At 35.9% G+C, this 15,821-nt stretch carries 15 protein-coding genes and 1 tRNA gene; 15 read left to right on the forward strand and 1 reads right to left on the reverse strand.

Annotation, left to right across the window (positions count from 1 at the left end; all coding sequences use genetic code 11):
- Positions 1-157: 157 nt before the first annotated feature.
- The 3 genes from dnaA to GMC92_RS07575 all read left to right on the forward strand — a co-directional run bounded on the left by dnaA (position 158) and on the right by GMC92_RS07575 (position 3,016).
- Entirely contained in the window at positions 158-1,516 is a 1,359-nt protein-coding gene (dnaA, locus tag GMC92_RS07565) for a chromosomal replication initiator protein DnaA (protein ID WP_031574821.1), read from the forward strand.
- A gap of 159 nt (positions 1,517-1,675) precedes the next feature.
- Positions 1,676-2,812: a DNA polymerase III subunit beta gene (dnaN, locus tag GMC92_RS07570; protein ID WP_118096227.1), complete on the forward strand. Its 1,137-nt coding sequence runs from the start codon at positions 1,676-1,678 to the stop codon at positions 2,810-2,812.
- A gap of 12 nt (positions 2,813-2,824) precedes the next feature.
- Positions 2,825-3,016 carry a DUF951 domain-containing protein gene (locus tag GMC92_RS07575; RefSeq protein WP_003002008.1) on the forward strand — a complete coding sequence of 64 codons (192 nt, stop codon included), beginning with the start codon at positions 2,825-2,827 and terminating at the stop codon, positions 3,014-3,016.
- 35 nt (positions 3,017-3,051) lie between these two features.
- Here GMC92_RS07575 and GMC92_RS07580 read toward each other — a convergent pair whose 3' ends face one another.
- Entirely contained in the window at positions 3,052-3,549 is a 498-nt protein-coding gene (locus GMC92_RS07580) for a DUF1307 domain-containing protein (protein ID WP_031574824.1), read from the reverse strand.
- A gap of 177 nt (positions 3,550-3,726) precedes the next feature.
- Between GMC92_RS07580 and ychF the strand changes: the two genes are divergently transcribed.
- The 12 genes from ychF to GMC92_RS07635 all read left to right on the forward strand — a co-directional run bounded on the left by ychF (position 3,727) and on the right by GMC92_RS07635 (position 15,667).
- On the forward strand, positions 3,727-4,842 hold the full coding sequence (gene ychF / locus GMC92_RS07585) for a redox-regulated ATPase YchF (protein ID WP_003010773.1): 1,116 nt from the start codon (positions 3,727-3,729) through the stop codon (positions 4,840-4,842).
- 68 nt (positions 4,843-4,910) lie between these two features.
- A complete protein-coding gene (pth, locus tag GMC92_RS07590; RefSeq protein WP_003009246.1) occupies positions 4,911-5,480 on the forward strand; it encodes an aminoacyl-tRNA hydrolase in 570 nt (189 codons plus the stop codon).
- 4 nt (positions 5,481-5,484) lie between these two features.
- Positions 5,485-8,979: a transcription-repair coupling factor gene (gene mfd, locus GMC92_RS07595; RefSeq protein WP_155200091.1), complete on the forward strand. Its 3,495-nt coding sequence runs from the start codon at positions 5,485-5,487 to the stop codon at positions 8,977-8,979.
- A gap of 68 nt (positions 8,980-9,047) precedes the next feature.
- Positions 9,048-9,314, forward strand: coding sequence for an RNA-binding S4 domain-containing protein (locus tag GMC92_RS07600; protein WP_003002258.1), 267 nt, complete (start codon positions 9,048-9,050; stop codon positions 9,312-9,314).
- On the forward strand, positions 9,307-9,675 hold the full coding sequence (locus GMC92_RS07605; protein ID WP_003009251.1) for an FtsB family cell division protein: 369 nt from the start codon (positions 9,307-9,309) through the stop codon (positions 9,673-9,675). Before GMC92_RS07600 ends, GMC92_RS07605 begins: the two co-directional genes overlap by 8 nt.
- Before the next feature lie 3 nt (positions 9,676-9,678).
- Positions 9,679-9,807, forward strand: a complete 129-nt coding sequence (locus GMC92_RS10895; protein WP_003009253.1) for an SP_0009 family protein — start codon at positions 9,679-9,681, stop codon at positions 9,805-9,807.
- Complete coding sequence (locus tag GMC92_RS07610; RefSeq protein ID WP_155200092.1) at positions 9,779-11,065, forward strand: serine hydrolase; 1,287 nt, start codon at positions 9,779-9,781, stop codon at positions 11,063-11,065. The genes GMC92_RS10895 and GMC92_RS07610 overlap by 29 nt, the downstream gene beginning before the upstream one ends.
- On the forward strand, positions 11,065-12,339 hold the full coding sequence (gene tilS, locus GMC92_RS07615; protein ID WP_155200093.1) for a tRNA lysidine(34) synthetase TilS: 1,275 nt from the start codon (positions 11,065-11,067) through the stop codon (positions 12,337-12,339). Before GMC92_RS07610 ends, tilS begins: the two co-directional genes overlap by 1 nt.
- A gap of 4 nt (positions 12,340-12,343) precedes the next feature.
- Positions 12,344-12,886 carry a hypoxanthine phosphoribosyltransferase gene (gene hpt / locus GMC92_RS07620; RefSeq protein ID WP_155200094.1) on the forward strand — a complete coding sequence of 181 codons (543 nt, stop codon included), beginning with the start codon at positions 12,344-12,346 and terminating at the stop codon, positions 12,884-12,886.
- Between the two features lie 10 nt (positions 12,887-12,896).
- Complete coding sequence (gene ftsH, locus GMC92_RS07625) at positions 12,897-14,870, forward strand: ATP-dependent zinc metalloprotease FtsH (protein ID WP_023920009.1); 1,974 nt, start codon at positions 12,897-12,899, stop codon at positions 14,868-14,870.
- Between the two features lie 90 nt (positions 14,871-14,960).
- A tRNA-Glu gene (locus GMC92_RS07630) sits at positions 14,961-15,032 on the forward strand.
- Between the two features lie 155 nt (positions 15,033-15,187).
- The gene (locus tag GMC92_RS07635; protein ID WP_003009261.1) at positions 15,188-15,667 is read left to right on the forward strand and encodes a sigma-70 family RNA polymerase sigma factor; all 480 of its coding nucleotides are present in this window, start codon (positions 15,188-15,190) and stop codon (positions 15,665-15,667) included.
- Positions 15,668-15,821: the final 154 nt, after the last annotated feature.

Here is a 15,821-nt window from a genome sequence, read left to right on the forward strand (position 1 = left end):
TTAAAAACAATGTGAATTTAAATCCACAACTTGTGGAAAAGTTTAAAACTATAATTTAATTTCATGAAATTTAGCCTGTGGAAAACTATTTTTGTTTGTGGTAGAATAGGAGTACGTATGATTTGATACAATTCAAGAAAAGGAGGGAAGTCTGATAGTGTCACAAGAAGAGCAATTTTGGTCTCGTTTTTTAGAATTAGCCCAATTACAACTAAAAGATAGTGCCTATGATTTTTTTGTCGCCGATTCAAAATTAGTCAAAATCGATGGAGAGACGGCAACCATTTATCTTGATGGAAATTATAAAGAATTATTTTGGGAAACAAATCTAAAAAATGCTTTGATCACAGCCAGCTTTGAAGTCTACAATACAGATTTGAAGTTTCATTTCGTTTTTGAAGATACCGAAGAAATTCCTAGTAGTCATAGCGGTGAGAATAGGAGATTATCTTCAGGTAGCTTAACAACCGAACCGTTGCCTAAAATTGATACAGGTCTGAAATCAAAGTACACCTTTGATAATTTTGTGCAAGGGGATGGAAATATTTGGGCGAAAGCAGCAGCGCTTGCAGTTTCTGAAAATCTTGCAACAACTTACAACCCTCTCTTTATCTATGGTGGACCAGGGCTTGGAAAGACTCACCTATTGAACGCAATTGGAAATCAAATCCTAGAAAATATTCCAAATGCACGGGTTAAGTATGTTCCAGCAGAAACCTTTATTAATGAATTTTTAGAACACCTTCGATTAGGAGAAATGAAGACGTTCAAGAATACCTATCGAAGTCTTGATCTCTTACTGATCGATGATATCCAGTCACTCGGCGGGAAAAAAGTCACGACTCAAGAGGAATTCTTTAATACCTTTAATGCCCTCCATAGCGACAACAAACAGATTGTTCTAACAAGCGATCGAAGTCCGGATCATTTAGATAGTCTTGAAGAGCGGCTGGTTACTCGTTTCAAATGGGGACTAACGCAAAATATAACACCACCTGATTTTGAAACTCGGATTGCCATCTTACGGAATAAAATTGAAGATCTAGACTATATTTTTCCTAATGACACACTGGAATATCTAGCAGGTCAGTTTGATTCAAATGTCCGAGACTTAGAAGGTGCCTTAAATGATATTTCTTTAATGGCGAAGGTGAAAAAACTAAAAGAAATTACGATCGATGTTGCAGCTGAAGCTATTCGAGCTCGTAAAAACGATAATAGCAAGACGCTTGTCATCCCCATTGAAAAAATTCAGGAAGCAGTTGGAGCCTTTTATGGAGTCAGTGTAAAAGAAATCAAAGGTTCTCGAAGAGTTCAGAATATTGTCCTAGCACGACAAGTGGCCATGTATCTTTCAAGAGAGATGACGGACAACTCACTTCCTCGAATCGGAAAAGAATTCGGTGGAAAAGACCACACGACTGTCATTCATGCTTATGAAAAAATTAAAAGTATGGTCGACACAGATGATAATCTACGACTCGAAATTCAAAGTATCAAGAAAAAGTTAAATTAATCTGTGGATAACTTCCTCTAAACTTCTAAGGGTTATGCACAATTTTTAAACAAGTAACTTTTTAAGTCATAGATAGGATTCTGAGACTTTTCCACAACTTCCACACAATCTACTATTACTATTATCTTACTAATCATAAAATAAATAAAAGGAATGACCATGATAAATTTTTCTATTAACAAAACTTTATTTTTACAATCACTAAATACTACCAAAAGAGCGATCAGTTCAAAAAATGCTATTCCAATCCTTTCCACGATTAAAATTGATGTAACTCCAGAAGGAGTTGCCTTATCTGGATCGAATGGCCAAATTTCAATTGAAAACTTTATTTCTATCAAAGATGAAAATGCTGGTTTACTAGTGACCTCTCCAGGTTCTATTTTATTGGAAGCAACTTTCTTTATTAATGTGGTTTCAAGTTTACCAGATGTTACTTTAGATTTTAAAGAGATTGAACAAAAACAGGTTCTTTTAACAAGTGGAAAATCAGAAATTACACTTAAAGGAAAAGATGCAGATCAATATCCACGTATTCAAGAAATTGCTGCAAGTAATCCATTAGTTTTGGAAACAAAATTATTAAAACAATTAATTAATGAAACAGCATTTGCAGCAAGTGTACAAGAAAGTCGTCCAATTTTGACAGGTGTTCACTTTGTTTTATCAGATAATAAAGAGCTAAAAACAGTAGCAACAGACTCTCACCGTATGAGTCAAAAAGTGATTACACTGGAGAAAAATGGAGACAACTTTGATGTTGTCATCCCAAGTCGCTCTCTTCGTGAATTCACCTCTGTTTTTTCTGATGATATTGAAACAGTTGAGGTTTTCTTTGCTAACAATCAAATTCTCTTTAGAAGTGAACACATTAGTTTCTATACCCGTTTGCTAGAAGGAAATTATCCTGATACAGACCGTCTCATTCCAACAGAATTCAATACAGAGGCAACTTTCAATGTGGCCAACCTTCGATTTGCAATGGAGCGTGCTCGTCTTCTTTCAAATGCGACTCAAAACGGAACGGTTAAATTAGAGTTCAAAAATGGAGTGGTTTCTTCCCACGTTCATTCACCAGAAGTTGGGCGAGTAAATGAAGAGATCGATACGAGCGCCGTTTCAGGAGAGGATTTGTCTATCAGCTTTAATCCAACTTATTTGATTGAAGCGCTCAAAGCTATTGACAGTGAACAAGTTGTTATTCGTTTTATTTCTTCTGTTAGACCGTTTACATTGGTTCCAGAAGGAAATGAACAAGGGTTCATTCAATTGATTACGCCAGTTCGCACAAATTAACAAAGGTGAATCATGTATACGTTAGGTGATTTTGTAGAAATGAAAAAGCCTCACGCTTGTGTGATTAAAGAAACAGGCAAGAAGGCAAATCGTTGGGAAATTACGCGACTTGGTGCAGACATAAAAATCAAGTGTAGCAATTGTGATCATGTGGTCATGATGAGTCGCCATGATTTTGAACAGAAAATGAAGAAAGTACTATAAAAGGTTCAGTCACTTATGTGACCGAACCTTTTCGATTATTTTAATTCTTCAAATTTTCCATTTTTAACTTCTTTGAAACCACCCTGTTTCATCATATCAAAAGTTGATTTGAAGCTGATATAGTCGACTTTTTTATCTTTTTGTGTCGTTACTAATTTCTTTTCAATTAGCTGATCTAAGTCTGCCTTTTCATAATTTAGTGTTGTTTTTTCAACCATATAATCATCTTTATATTCAGCAGAATGTGTGAATCCTTTGACATCTTTGTATTCTTCATCATATTTATCGATCATTTCCTTTAATTGATCTTTCGTAACTCCCGCCTCTTTGTAATAAATAGTAGTGGTGGTTTGGTTACTGATCGCTTTATCACCTTTATGTTCTAGTGTAATACGAACATCTGTTTTCTTTTCTTGGTTGATTGCCTGAAGATAGGATTTTTGAACAGATTGTTGTCCACAAGCTCCAAGAAGAAAGAGAGTAAAGATAGCGATTAAAGAAAGAAAAATAGATTTCCATGTTTGTTTTTTCATCTGAAAAACTCCTTTGTTCATTGTTAAATATAGTATACCATTTTTATCTTTTTAGAACGTTACAGTTTGATGAAAAAATCTAGTTTCAAAGGTCATGAAATATTTCATTTTTCATCACTTGTCTTTTGAATTATGTTATAATAAAAGAGATTGAAATTTGAACGGAGAAAAAGAAAAATGGCATTAACAGCAGGTATCGTTGGCTTACCAAACGTTGGTAAATCAACCCTATTTAACGCAATTACAAAAGCAGGAGCAGAGGCCGCAAACTATCCCTTTGCGACCATTGATCCAAACGTCGGGATGGTAGAAGTTCCAGATGAACGCCTCCAAAAATTGACGGAAATGATTACTCCTAAGAAGACAGTTCCGACTACTTTTGAATTTACAGATATTGCTGGTATTGTGAAAGGAGCTTCTAAAGGGGAAGGACTTGGTAATAAATTCTTGGCCAACATCCGTGAAGTAGATGCCATTGTCCATGTAGTGCGTGCTTTTGATGATGAAAATGTCATGCGGGAGCAAGGTCGTGAAGATGCCTTTGTTGATCCACTGGCAGATATTGATACCATCAATTTAGAATTAATTTTAGCCGACTTAGAGTCTGTCAATAAACGCTATGCGCGTGTAGAAAAAATCGCTCGTACACAAAAAGATAAGGATTCTGTTGCGGAATTTAATGTTCTACAAAAAATCAAACCAGTTCTTGAAGATGGTAAATCAGCTCGGACCATTGAATTCACTGAGGAAGAACAAAAAGTGGTGAAAGGACTTTTCCTTTTGACTACCAAACCAGTTCTTTATGTAGCCAATGTGGATGAAGATGTTGTTGCAGATCCAGATTCTATCGAGTATGTGAAGCAAATTCGTGACTTTGCGGCAACAGAGAACGCGGAAGTCGTGGTGATTTCTGCGCGTGCTGAGGAAGAAATTTCTGAGCTAGATGATGCAGATAAACAAGAATTTTTAGAGGCGATTGGTCTGACAGAGTCTGGAGTTGATAAACTTACGCGTGCAGCTTATCACTTGTTGGGACTTGGCACTTATTTCACAGCTGGTGAAAAAGAAGTGCGTGCTTGGACCTTCAAACGTGGCATGAAAGCTCCTCAAGCAGCTGGAATCATCCACTCCGATTTTGAAAAAGGATTTATTCGTGCCGTGACTATGTCCTATGATGATTTGGTCAAATACGGTTCTGAAAAGGCTGTAAAAGAAGCAGGACGCTTGCGCGAAGAAGGAAAAGAATATGTTGTCCAAGATGGAGACATCATGGAATTCCGTTTTAATGTATAAGAGAGTTAAAAAGATGTAAAGGTTGGAAAAAATATTTCCAACCCTTTTAGTGTTTTGAAAGGAAAGAGATGACGAAATTAATTGTTGGATTGGGAAATCCAGGTGATAAGTATTTTGAAACCAAACACAATGTAGGCTTTATGTTAGTTGATCAAATGGCAAAGTCTTTAAATCTTACTTTCTCCCATGATAAGATTTTTCAAGCTGATATCGCCTCAACATTTTTGAATGGAGAAAAGGTCTATTTTGTAAAACCGACCACTTTCATGAATGAGAGTGGAAAAGCAGTCCATGCTCTTCTGACTTATTATGGTCTGGATATTGAAGATCTTTTGGTTATTTACGATGATTTAGATATGGAAGTTGGTAAGATTCGTCTTCGAGCGAAAGGATCAGCTGGAGGTCATAACGGAATTAAATCGATTATCAATCATATTGGAACTCAGACTTTTTATCGAATTAAGATTGGAATTGGAAGACCTAAGCAGGGCATGTCAGTTGTTCATCATGTTTTAGGGAAATTTGATAAAGACGATTACATCACTATTCTACAAACAATTGATCGAGTAGAAGAAGCGGTTAACGATTACTTGGTAGAAGAAAATTTTGAAAGAAGCATGCAGAAATACAACGGGTAAGTAGATGAATGTAATTGATTTAGTGAGTCAAAACTCCAACCTTCTATCCTGGCAACAAGGTTTACAAAAAAATAATAGGGAATTGATCTTAGGATTATCTGCGACCACAAAGGCTATTGTAATGGCTTCAGCCTTTGATTCTATTGAAAAAGCAGTCCTCATCACTTCCAGTTATAACGAAGCAGAACGATTGGCCAGTGATTTTATTGCCCTACTTGGAGAAGAGAAAGTCCATACATTTTTGGGAGATGATAACCCTTTAGCAGAATTTGTTTTTGCTTCACAAGAAAGGCAATTTGCACGATTAGAGGCTTTGAACTTTTTATGCCAAGAAGATCGTCAAGGCATCCTTGTGACCAATGTGAGTGGTATAAAACTACTATTACCTTCTCCTAAAGTTTTTGCATCTAGCATTTTTCAATTGAAGGTTGGTCAAGAAATCGACCTAACTACTCTGAGTGAAACATTACAGAAGATTGGCTACCAAAAGGTGAGCCAAGTTTTGCAACAGGGAGAGTTTAGTCTACGAGGAGATATTTTAGATATCTTTGAGATCGACCAACTCCAACCCTATCGGATTGAATTTTTCGGAGATGAGATTGATGGAATCCGAATCTTTGACCCAGAAAGTCAGCGTTCTGTTGAAAATGTTGAAGAAGTTCAACTGAAGGCAGTGAGTGATCTATTGTTGCAAGAGGAAGATTTTATACGTGGTCAGCAGCAAATCGAACAATTGCAAGAACAGAGTGCAAATGAAGAATTTAAATCTTATATAGCAGAAATTCTGGGAGATATTTCTCAAAGGAAACTCCATACGGATCTTAGAAAATTTATTAGTTTCTTTTACGAGAAGCAATATACCCTATTCGATTATCTCCCTAAACACACTCCAGTCTTTCTGGATGATTATCAAAAAATAGCCGATCAAATAGCGAGATTTGAACTAGATACAGCTAATCTCTTGACGGAAGATTTACATAAAAATAGAGCTTCTTCTCGCCAAGTGTATTTTGCAGACACCAGTACAACATTACGAAAATATACGCCTGCAACTTATTTTTCAAACTTTCAAAAAGGATTGGGAAATCTGAAGTTTGATCATTTGTATCAATTCAATCAATATCCAATGCAGGAGTTTTTTGGACAATTTGATTTACTAAAAGAGGAAATTGAACGGTATCGAAAATCAAACTATACTGTTATTGTCCAAGCAACTTCTCATCACAATCTTCAACAGCTCCATAAAAATTTAGAAGAGTATGGGATTCGATTAGATTATATTGATGGGGATACGATCATTCCTCAAGCTAGTCAATTAGTCGTTGGAGGATTAGCTCACGGTTTTCAATTTGTTGATGAAAAAATTGTCTATATTACAGAATCAGAGATTTATCAGAAAAAGATCAAACGAAAGATTCGCAGGCAAAATATTTCCAATGCAGAACGCCTAAAAAATTATAATGAACTGGAAAAAGGGGACTATGTTGTTCACCAAGTTCATGGTATTGGTCAATATTTGGGAATTGAAACGATTGAAATTTCGGGTGTCCATCGTGATTATGTTTCAATTCAATATCAAAATGGAGATCGCATCTCGATTCCTGTCGATCAGATTCAGATGTTGTCCAAATACGTTGCAAGTGATGGAAAAACGCCAAAAATTAATAAGTTAAATGATGGGCGTTTCCAAAAAACGAAGCAAAAGGTTCAGACCCAGGTGGAGGACATTGCGGATGATTTGATAAAACTTTATGCGGAGCGTAGTCAATTAGAAGGCTTTGCCTATTCCCAAGATGATGAAAACCAAGAGGCTTTTGAACAAGATTTTCCATATATTGAAACAGATGACCAATTACGTTCCATTGAAGAAATTAAAAAAGATATGGAATCGAATCGTCCGATGGACCGATTGCTGGTTGGAGACGTCGGTTTTGGGAAAACAGAGGTCGCTATGCGAGCAGCTTTTAAGGCAGTAAATGATCATAAACAAGTAGCAGTGCTGGTTCCTACCACTGTTCTTGCCCAACAACATTATGCCAATTTTAAGGAGCGTTTTGAATCTTTTGCAGTAGAAGTTGCTGTTTTAAGTCGTTTCCAGAGTAAGGCAGAGCAGAAAGAAACGCTTGAAAAGTTGAAAAAAGGACGAGTGGATATTATTATTGGAACTCACCGGCTCTTGTCCAAAGATGTTGTTTTTTCAGACTTAGGCTTAATCGTGATAGATGAAGAACAACGTTTTGGAGTGAAGCACAAAGAAACCTTGAAAGAATTGAAAAAAAAGGTGGATGTGCTTACCTTGACAGCTACCCCTATACCTCGAACTCTTCATATGTCTATGCTAGGAATTAGAGATTTGTCTGTCATTGAAACACCTCCTACCAATCGATATCCTGTGCAAACTTTTGTACTAGAGACCAATCCAACTATTATTCGAGATGCTGTGTTGCGGGAGATGGATTGTGGAGGACAGGCCTATTATCTTTACAATAAGGTAGATACAATTGAACAAAAGGTGTCTGAATTAAAAGAGTTGATTCCAGAGGCTTCGATTGGCTTTGTTCATGGCCAGATGAGTGAAGTTCGCCTGGAAAATACCCTGTTGGATTTCATTAATGGCGAATACGATGTCTTAGTGACGACAACCATTATTGAGACAGGTGTGGATATTCCAAATGCTAATACACTCTTTATTGAAAATGCGGATCATATGGGACTTTCAACGCTTTATCAATTAAGAGGTCGTGTGGGACGAAGCAATCGAATTGCTTATGCCTATTTGATGTATCGTCCAGACAAATCTCTTACAGAAGTGTCTGAAAAACGCTTAGAAGCTATTAAAGGTTTTACTGAGTTGGGGTCTGGATTTAAAATTGCTATGCGAGATTTATCGATCCGTGGAGCAGGGAATATCCTTGGAGCTTCTCAATCTGGTTTCATCGATTCAGTTGGTTTTGAAATGTATTCTCAATTGTTAGAAGAAGCTATTGCTAAGAAACAAGGCCAAGAGCATCGTAGGCAAAAGAGCAATGCAGAGTTGAACCTTCAAATAGATGCATATTTACCTAATGAATATATTTCAGATCAACGTCAAAAAATTGAAATTTACAAACAAATTCGTGAAATGAATTCTGCGACGGACTATGAATATTTGCAAGATGAATTGATCGATCGTTTTGGAGAATACCCAGATGTTGTGGCCTACCTACTTGAAATTGGTTTAGTGAAAGCTTACTTGGATCAAGTCTTTGTCCGTCTTGTTGAGAGAAAACAACAAAAAGTGACAGTGAAATTTGAACCTATTGCCAAACAACTGTTTTTAACACAGGATTATTTCAAAGCTCTGTCAATGACACAGTTAAAGGCACAGATTGCAGAGGAAAAAGGATTGATTGAAGTGATCTTCGATATTCGAAATAAGAAAGATTTTGAAATTTTAGAAGCTCTGAAGCAATTTGGTCAAACCTTATTGGAAATTAAACAGGAAAAAGAAGAGGACTAGAAGTTCTTAGCTCATTTTTCGCATTTTATGTATAAAAAATGATACAATACTATGTTAGAGGTGACAGTATGAGATTAGATAAATATTTAAAAGTTTCTCGCATTATTAAGCGTCGTCCTGTTGCAAAGGAAGTTGCAGATAAAGGGCGGATCAAAGTCAATGGAGTATTAGCCAAAAGTTCAACGGATTTGAAAGTGAATGATCAAATTGAAGTTCGTTTTGGAAATAAAGTATTGACGGTTAAAGTCTTGGAAATGTTGGATAGTACAAAAAAAGAAGATGCATCCAAAATGTACGAAATAATTAGTGAAACAAGGATAGAAGAAGATGCCTAAAAATATCGTTCAAATGAACAATAAATATATCAAAGACGAAAGTCAGCGAAAACGTTTTTTAGAAGAAGAAAGAAAAAAACGCAATCGTTTTCTAGGGCTCGTTTTGATATTGGTCATGTTACTGTTTATTCTTCCAACTTATAATTTAGCCCAGAGCTATCAATCGCTACAAGATAAGAAAGAACAATACAAACAGTTGGAAAAAGAGTATAAAGAAACAAGTGAACAAAAAGAATACCAACAAGACATCGCTAAAAAATTAAAAGACGATGATTATGCAACAAAATATGCACGCGCTAAGTATTCTTTTTCAAAAGATGGTGAATATGTTTATACCATCCCAGATTTACTCCCCCAATAACCGATGGAAAATATCTTACAAACAGTTAAACAATTCCTTGAATTTTCGGATGAAAAATTAGAGGAATTAAAAAAGAAAAACCAAATGATTAAACTTCAAAAGGATGAAAAGGAAAGGAATACAGGTGTCTAAACGATTTCTGCTCCTATTGTTAGTTCCAATTTTATTTATTGGGTCTCAAGCAGCGAGTGTCGAGCAGTCTGAGTCTTCTCAGACAATGGCTCATCCATCAGAACTTTATTTTTCTTCAATTCCAGCGAACCCGAATGTCTATCGCAAAATTTCTGTTTTTTCTGATCCTCAGTTAAAAAAAGAAAAAGGAGAAATTCTTCCCAACACACCGTTTACAATCGAACAACTCTTTGTAAATGATGAAGGGAAAGCTGTGTTTAAAATAGCAGATAAAGGATATGTATTAGCAGATTCTTCTGTCATTTTTTCTGATGTTGTACAAGAAACACAAGAAAAAAAACAAGACATGTGGCTAAAACCTGGTTTTAAAGTGTATGACCGACCCTTAATAAATGGTGCAAAAGAAAAAAATACACCTCTTTCTCCTTATACAAAAGTGACAGTCTTACGTACAGCTAAGACTTTACGGGATGAGTTTGTGGAGATTGAAGGTCAGGGCTGGGTGAACAAAGCATTCGTTACTGAAAAAGATAATCGAATGGAAAAAGTCCAGGACTTGTTGAATAGTAAATACAATTCTCCTTCGTATGGAATCTATGTAAAACAATTAGAGACTGGAAATACTGCTGGAATCAATCCGCAAAAAGAAATGTATTCTGCCAGTGTAACAAAATTACCATACTTGTACTACGTCCAAGAACAGCTCAATAAAAAAGCCATTTCTCCAACTACAACTTACAAGTATATTCCAGAAGTCAATGATTTCAAAGGAGGCTATGAACCAGAAGGAAGTGGTAGCCTTTCAAAAACACCAGATGGAAAAGAATACAGTGTTCAAGAGTTGATAGATAAAATTGCAAAAGAATCAGATAATGTTGGACATAATATCTTGAATTATTATGTCACTCATCAATCAGATCAAGACTTCCAAAAAACTTTGGATAGGATTGCAAAGAAACATTGGGATGTTGAAAAAAGAGAAGCATCCGCTGAAATGGCTGGCAATGTCATGGAGGCTGTCTATCAACAAAATGGCTCTATTATTGATGCGCTCTCCTCTACAAAATATGATGATCAACGGATTGCGCGTGACCTTCCAGTAAAAGTTGCTCATAAAATTGGAGATGCCTATGATTTCAGACATGATGTTGCGATTGTATACACAAATTCACCCTATGTAATAGCCATTTTTACAGATCATTCGAATTATGATATGATTTCCAACATTTCAAAAGATATCTATGAGGTATTGAAATAATGGAAAAGCGATTTTTAGAGTTTTGTGAAAAACAAGATCTATTTACTCCCCATCGCCGTGTTTTGGTTGCCTTATCTGGTGGATTGGATTCAATGAATCTGTATGAACTTTTATATAAGAATAAAGAACGATTGAAAATCCATCTAGTACTCGCTCATGTCAATCATGGACAAAGACCAGAATCAGATTTAGAAGAAAGTGAACTTCGAACGCTAGCTGATAGGCGAGAGACACGTATCCATGTAGCTCACTATTCGGGTGATTTTACGGAAGCAAAAGCTCGTACCTTTCGTTATGATTTTTTTAAACAGATTATGGAGAAAGAGGATTGCACCGCTTTAGTAACAGGTCATCATGCAAACGATCAAGCCGAAACAACTTTCATGCGCTTGATACGAGGAACTAAATTACGTCACTTAAGTGGCATTCCTGTACGCCAACCATTTGGCAAGGGTGAGCTAATCCGTCCTTTGTTAACTTTTACCAAAGATGAGTTGATGAAAATCCCTCACTTTGAAGATAGTAGCAATGACTCACAGGACTATTTTCGAAATCGTGTACGCCATCAATACCTTCCAGAATTTGAAAAAGAAAATCCCCAAATGCAAGTAAGTCTTCGTTATTTAGCAGAGGAAGTGACTCATTGGCACCAAGCACTGAAAGAATTGACTAGCGAGTTAAGCATTCAAGATTTAGCTTCTTTTAGAACGTATTCTCATTCTGTACAATCATTCTTATTAGAAGAGTATCTGGCACAATTTCCAGATTTGCAACTTGGTAGGGTACAGTTTCAAGAATTATTAAATTTACTGCGAAAAAAAAGAAATTGCGTCCATTATTTAAAGTCAAATTATGAACTACATCAAGAATATGATTTCTTTGAAATACAAAAAATCAGTCAAAAGTCGGATGACCAACCCCTCCCATTTTTGTTAGAATTTGGGAATATCTTTGACATTGCAAATTATAAACTATCTTTTGGACAACCATTAGTAGGGGAAAATGTAGAAATTCTTTCTGTTTCACGCGAAACTCCCATCTTAATTAGAAGGAGAAAGGAAGGAGATCAGCTACTTGTTAATGGCCACCATCAAAAATTAAGACGGTGGTTTATCAACCATAAAATTCCAATTTCTCTTCGGCAAAAGGCTCTCATTATAGAACAAAATCATAATATTCTTTCTGTAGTGGGATTGGTAACGAGTGATTTGAGTAAGCTCTCAAAAAGTGGTATAATAAAAGATAGTCTTTATATTCAAAAAATAGATAGGTAAAAACATGTTAGAAAAAGATATAAAAAAAGTATTGGTTTCACATGATGAAATTGTAGAAGCAGCAAAGAAATTGGGTGAAACTCTCACAAAAGAGTACCAAGGAAAAAATCCAATTTTTGTTGGAATTTTGAAAGGCTCTGTTCCATTTATGGCAGAGTTGATCAACCACGTGGATACACATATTGAATTGGATTTTATGCTGGTTTCAAGTTATCATGGTGGTACAGCAAGCTCAGGTATCATTAATATTATCAAGGATATCGACCAAGATATTACTGGTAGAGATATTTTATTTGTAGAAGATATTATCGATACAGGTAAAACCCTCAAAAATCTAAAAGAACTCTTTGAAGAACGAAATGCAGCATCTGTGAAGATTGCTACCTTACTGGATAAACCTGAAGGACGTTTGGTTGAGATCGAAGCAGATTACACCTGCTTTACGATTCCAAATGAGTTTGTTGTCGGATATGGTTTAGACTATGATGAAAATTATCGTAACCTACCCTATGTTGGTGTATTAAAAGAGGAAGTGTACTCAAAATAGAGGAGACTAGATGAATAACAGAAAAAATAACGGTTTTGTTCGAAATCCATTTCTGTATTTGTTGATTATTGTAGCGGCTGTGACAGGATTCCAGTACTTTTTTGCGGGTAATGGAGTTGGTCAAAGTCAGCAAATCAACTACACAGAATTGGTCAAAGAAATTAAAAATGACAATGTAAAAACGATCAGTTACCAACCAAATGGTAGTGTGATTGAAATTGCAGGGACCTATAATAAAGCTAAAGAATCAAAAGATGATACTGGAATTCAATTTTTTACCCCAAGTGTTCAAAAAGTATCTCGCTTTACTAGTGTCATCCTTCCATCTGATATCACCGTCAATGAATTACAAAAATTAGCAGCTGATCACAAAGCAGAAATCACCATCAAGCGTGAGAGCTCAAGTGGCATGTGGATAACCATTCTCACTTCAATTGTTCCATTTGTTATCGTCATGTTCTTCTTCTTCTCTATGATGAACCAAGGTGGTGGCGGAGGTGCCAGAGGTGCGATGAATTTTGGTCGCAATAAAGCCCGCGCTGCTAATAAAGAAGATATTAAAGTTCGTTTTTCAGATGTAGCAGGAGCTGAAGAAGAAAAACAAGAACTTGTTGAAGTTGTTGAATTTTTAAAAGATCCAAAACGCTTTACTAAATTGGGTGCAAGAATCCCAGCAGGTGTGCTTCTTGAAGGCCCTCCGGGAACTGGTAAAACTCTTTTAGCAAAAGCAGTAGCTGGTGAAGCTGGAGTGCCATTCTTCAGTATCTCTGGTTCTGACTTCGTTGAAATGTTTGTCGGAGTCGGCGCTAGCCGGGTTCGTTCACTTTTTGAAGATGCTAAAAAAGCAGCTCCAGCTATTATCTTTATCGATGAAATTGATGCTGTTGGGCGCCAACGTGGTGTAGGTCTTGGTGGTGGAAATGATGAACGTGAACAAACCCTCAACCAGCTCTTGATTGAGATGGATGGTTTTGAAGGTAACGAAGGAATCATTGTTATCGCAGCAACTAACCGTTCTGATGTCCTTGACCCTGCCCTTCTTCGTCCTGGCCGTTTTGACCGTAAAGTATTAGTTGGACGTCCAGATGTGAAGGGTCGTGAGGCAATTCTTCGTGTTCATGCTAAGAATAAACCACTTGCTCAGGATGTGGACTTGAAATTGGTTGCTCAACAAACACCAGGATTTGTCGGTGCTGATCTCGAAAATGTTTTGAATGAAGCAGCCTTGGTTGCAGCTCGTCGAAATAAAAAAGTAATTGATGCTGCTGATATCGATGAAGCAGAAGATCGTGTTATTGCAGGTCCATCTAAGAAAGATCGGACGATTTCACAAAAAGAACGTGAAATGGTTGCTTATCACGAAGCTGGTCATACAATCGTTGGTTTGGTCTTATCAAATGCTCGTGTGGTTCATAAAGTTACCATTGTTCCACGTGGTCGTGCAGGCGGTTATATGATTGCCCTTCCTAAAGAAGATCAAATGTTACTTTCTAAAGAAGATATGAAAGAACAATTAGCTGGGCTCATGGGAGGACGTGTTGCCGAAGAAATTATTTTCAATTCGCAAACAACGGGTGCTTCAAATGACTTTGAACAAGCTACCCAAATGGCGCGTGCAATGGTAACAGAATATGGTATGAGTGAAAAACTTGGACCAGTCCAATATGAAGGAAATCATGCGATGTTTGGTGCTCAAAGCCCACAAAAAATGATTTCAGAACAAACAGCTTACGAAATTGATGAAGAAGTTCGTGGTTTGTTGAATGAAGCCCGTAATAAAGCAGCAGAAATTATTCAAGGAAATAGAGAAACGCATAAACTAATTGCGGAAGCTCTATTAAAATATGAAACCTTGGATAGTGTTCAAATTAAATCATTATATGAAACAGGAAAAATGCCTGAAAATTCAGAGCATGAATTAGAAGAAGAAGCAAAACCTCTATCATATGATGAAATTAAGTCAAAATTAGAAGAAAACAACTAATTCAAAAGAAGGAAAATATTTCCTTCTTTTTTATTAAAAAAGTGTTGACAGAGTAAAAATATTCTGTATAATAGAATATGTTGTAAAAATGGTCCGTTGGTCAAGGGGTTAAGACACCGCCTTTTCACGGCGGTAACACGGGTTCGAATCCCGTACGGACTATCGATAAACTGTCACCAAGTGGCAGTTTTTTTTGTGTATTTGAACAAAATAGTCAAAAATAATAACCAAATAGTTAAAAAAACGTGCAGAATAGAAAAAAAGTCCAATGAGCTTCTTTATTTTTATAAAATACAGATAAAAGTAAAGGAGAGCTTATGGAATTTAATAAAATGTATCAAAAAGTAAAATATATCGTAAGAAAATGTGAAAAAGAGTATTATATTCAATTATGGGAAAAGGATGATTGGGAACAAGAAGGTCAGCTAACTCTGTTTGAACTTTATCAAAAAAATCCTGAAATTGAAACAAATGAAGAATTACTTTATACATATTTCAAAACAAAATTTAGAAATCATATTAAAGATAAAATAAGACAACAGGAAAGTGATAAGAGAAAAATTAATAGACTTCCATATATTGAAATTGGAGAAATTAGTCACAGAATTTCATCAAGAAAAATATATTTAGATGAGCTGGTTGTTCTGAGAGATGCATTAAAACGTTTTAAAGAAAAATTAACAGTAAAAGAAAAAGAACAATATGAAGCATTACTAGCAAACAGAAGATGTCTAGGAAAAACAAAAATGAAAAAGAAATTAGAGAACTATCTAAAGGATTTTAAAAATTCAATTTAAGAACTGAAAGTTGACAGTGTATAAATGAACTTTCAAAAAAATAAAATTTTTTGAGAAAAAGTATTGACAGTAAGGTAAGGTCATGATATACTAATATAGTTGTCGCGCGAGAGCGACAAAGACCTTTGAAAACTGAACAAGACGAACCAATGTG

Source organism: Streptococcus parasanguinis (assembly GCF_009717775.1).
Lineage (GTDB): Bacteria > Bacillota > Bacilli > Lactobacillales > Streptococcaceae > Streptococcus > Streptococcus parasanguinis_AG.

Coding starts and splice junctions, on each gene's coding strand:
- dnaN (WP_118096227.1), top strand. CDS start 1,676: ATGATAAATTTTTCTATTAACAAAACTTTATTTTTACAATCACTAAAT.
- GMC92_RS07575 (WP_003002008.1), top strand. CDS start 2,825: ATGTATACGTTAGGTGATTTTGTAGAAATGAAAAAGCCTCACGCTTGT.
- GMC92_RS07580 (WP_031574824.1), bottom strand. CDS start 3,549: ATGAAAAAACAAACATGGAAATCTATTTTTCTTTCTTTAATCGCTATC.
- ychF (WP_003010773.1), top strand. CDS start 3,727: ATGGCATTAACAGCAGGTATCGTTGGCTTACCAAACGTTGGTAAATCA.
- pth (WP_003009246.1), top strand. CDS start 4,911: ATGACGAAATTAATTGTTGGATTGGGAAATCCAGGTGATAAGTATTTT.
- mfd (WP_155200091.1), top strand. CDS start 5,485: ATGAATGTAATTGATTTAGTGAGTCAAAACTCCAACCTTCTATCCTGG.
- GMC92_RS07600 (WP_003002258.1), top strand. CDS start 9,048: ATGAGATTAGATAAATATTTAAAAGTTTCTCGCATTATTAAGCGTCGT.
- GMC92_RS07605 (WP_003009251.1), top strand. CDS start 9,307: ATGCCTAAAAATATCGTTCAAATGAACAATAAATATATCAAAGACGAA.
- GMC92_RS10895 (WP_003009253.1), top strand. CDS start 9,679: ATGGAAAATATCTTACAAACAGTTAAACAATTCCTTGAATTTTCGGAT.
- GMC92_RS07610 (WP_155200092.1), top strand. CDS start 9,779: ATGAAAAGGAAAGGAATACAGGTGTCTAAACGATTTCTGCTCCTATTG.
- tilS (WP_155200093.1), top strand. CDS start 11,065: ATGGAAAAGCGATTTTTAGAGTTTTGTGAAAAACAAGATCTATTTACT.
- hpt (WP_155200094.1), top strand. CDS start 12,344: ATGTTAGAAAAAGATATAAAAAAAGTATTGGTTTCACATGATGAAATT.
- ftsH (WP_023920009.1), top strand. CDS start 12,897: ATGAATAACAGAAAAAATAACGGTTTTGTTCGAAATCCATTTCTGTAT.
- GMC92_RS07635 (WP_003009261.1), top strand. CDS start 15,188: ATGGAATTTAATAAAATGTATCAAAAAGTAAAATATATCGTAAGAAAA.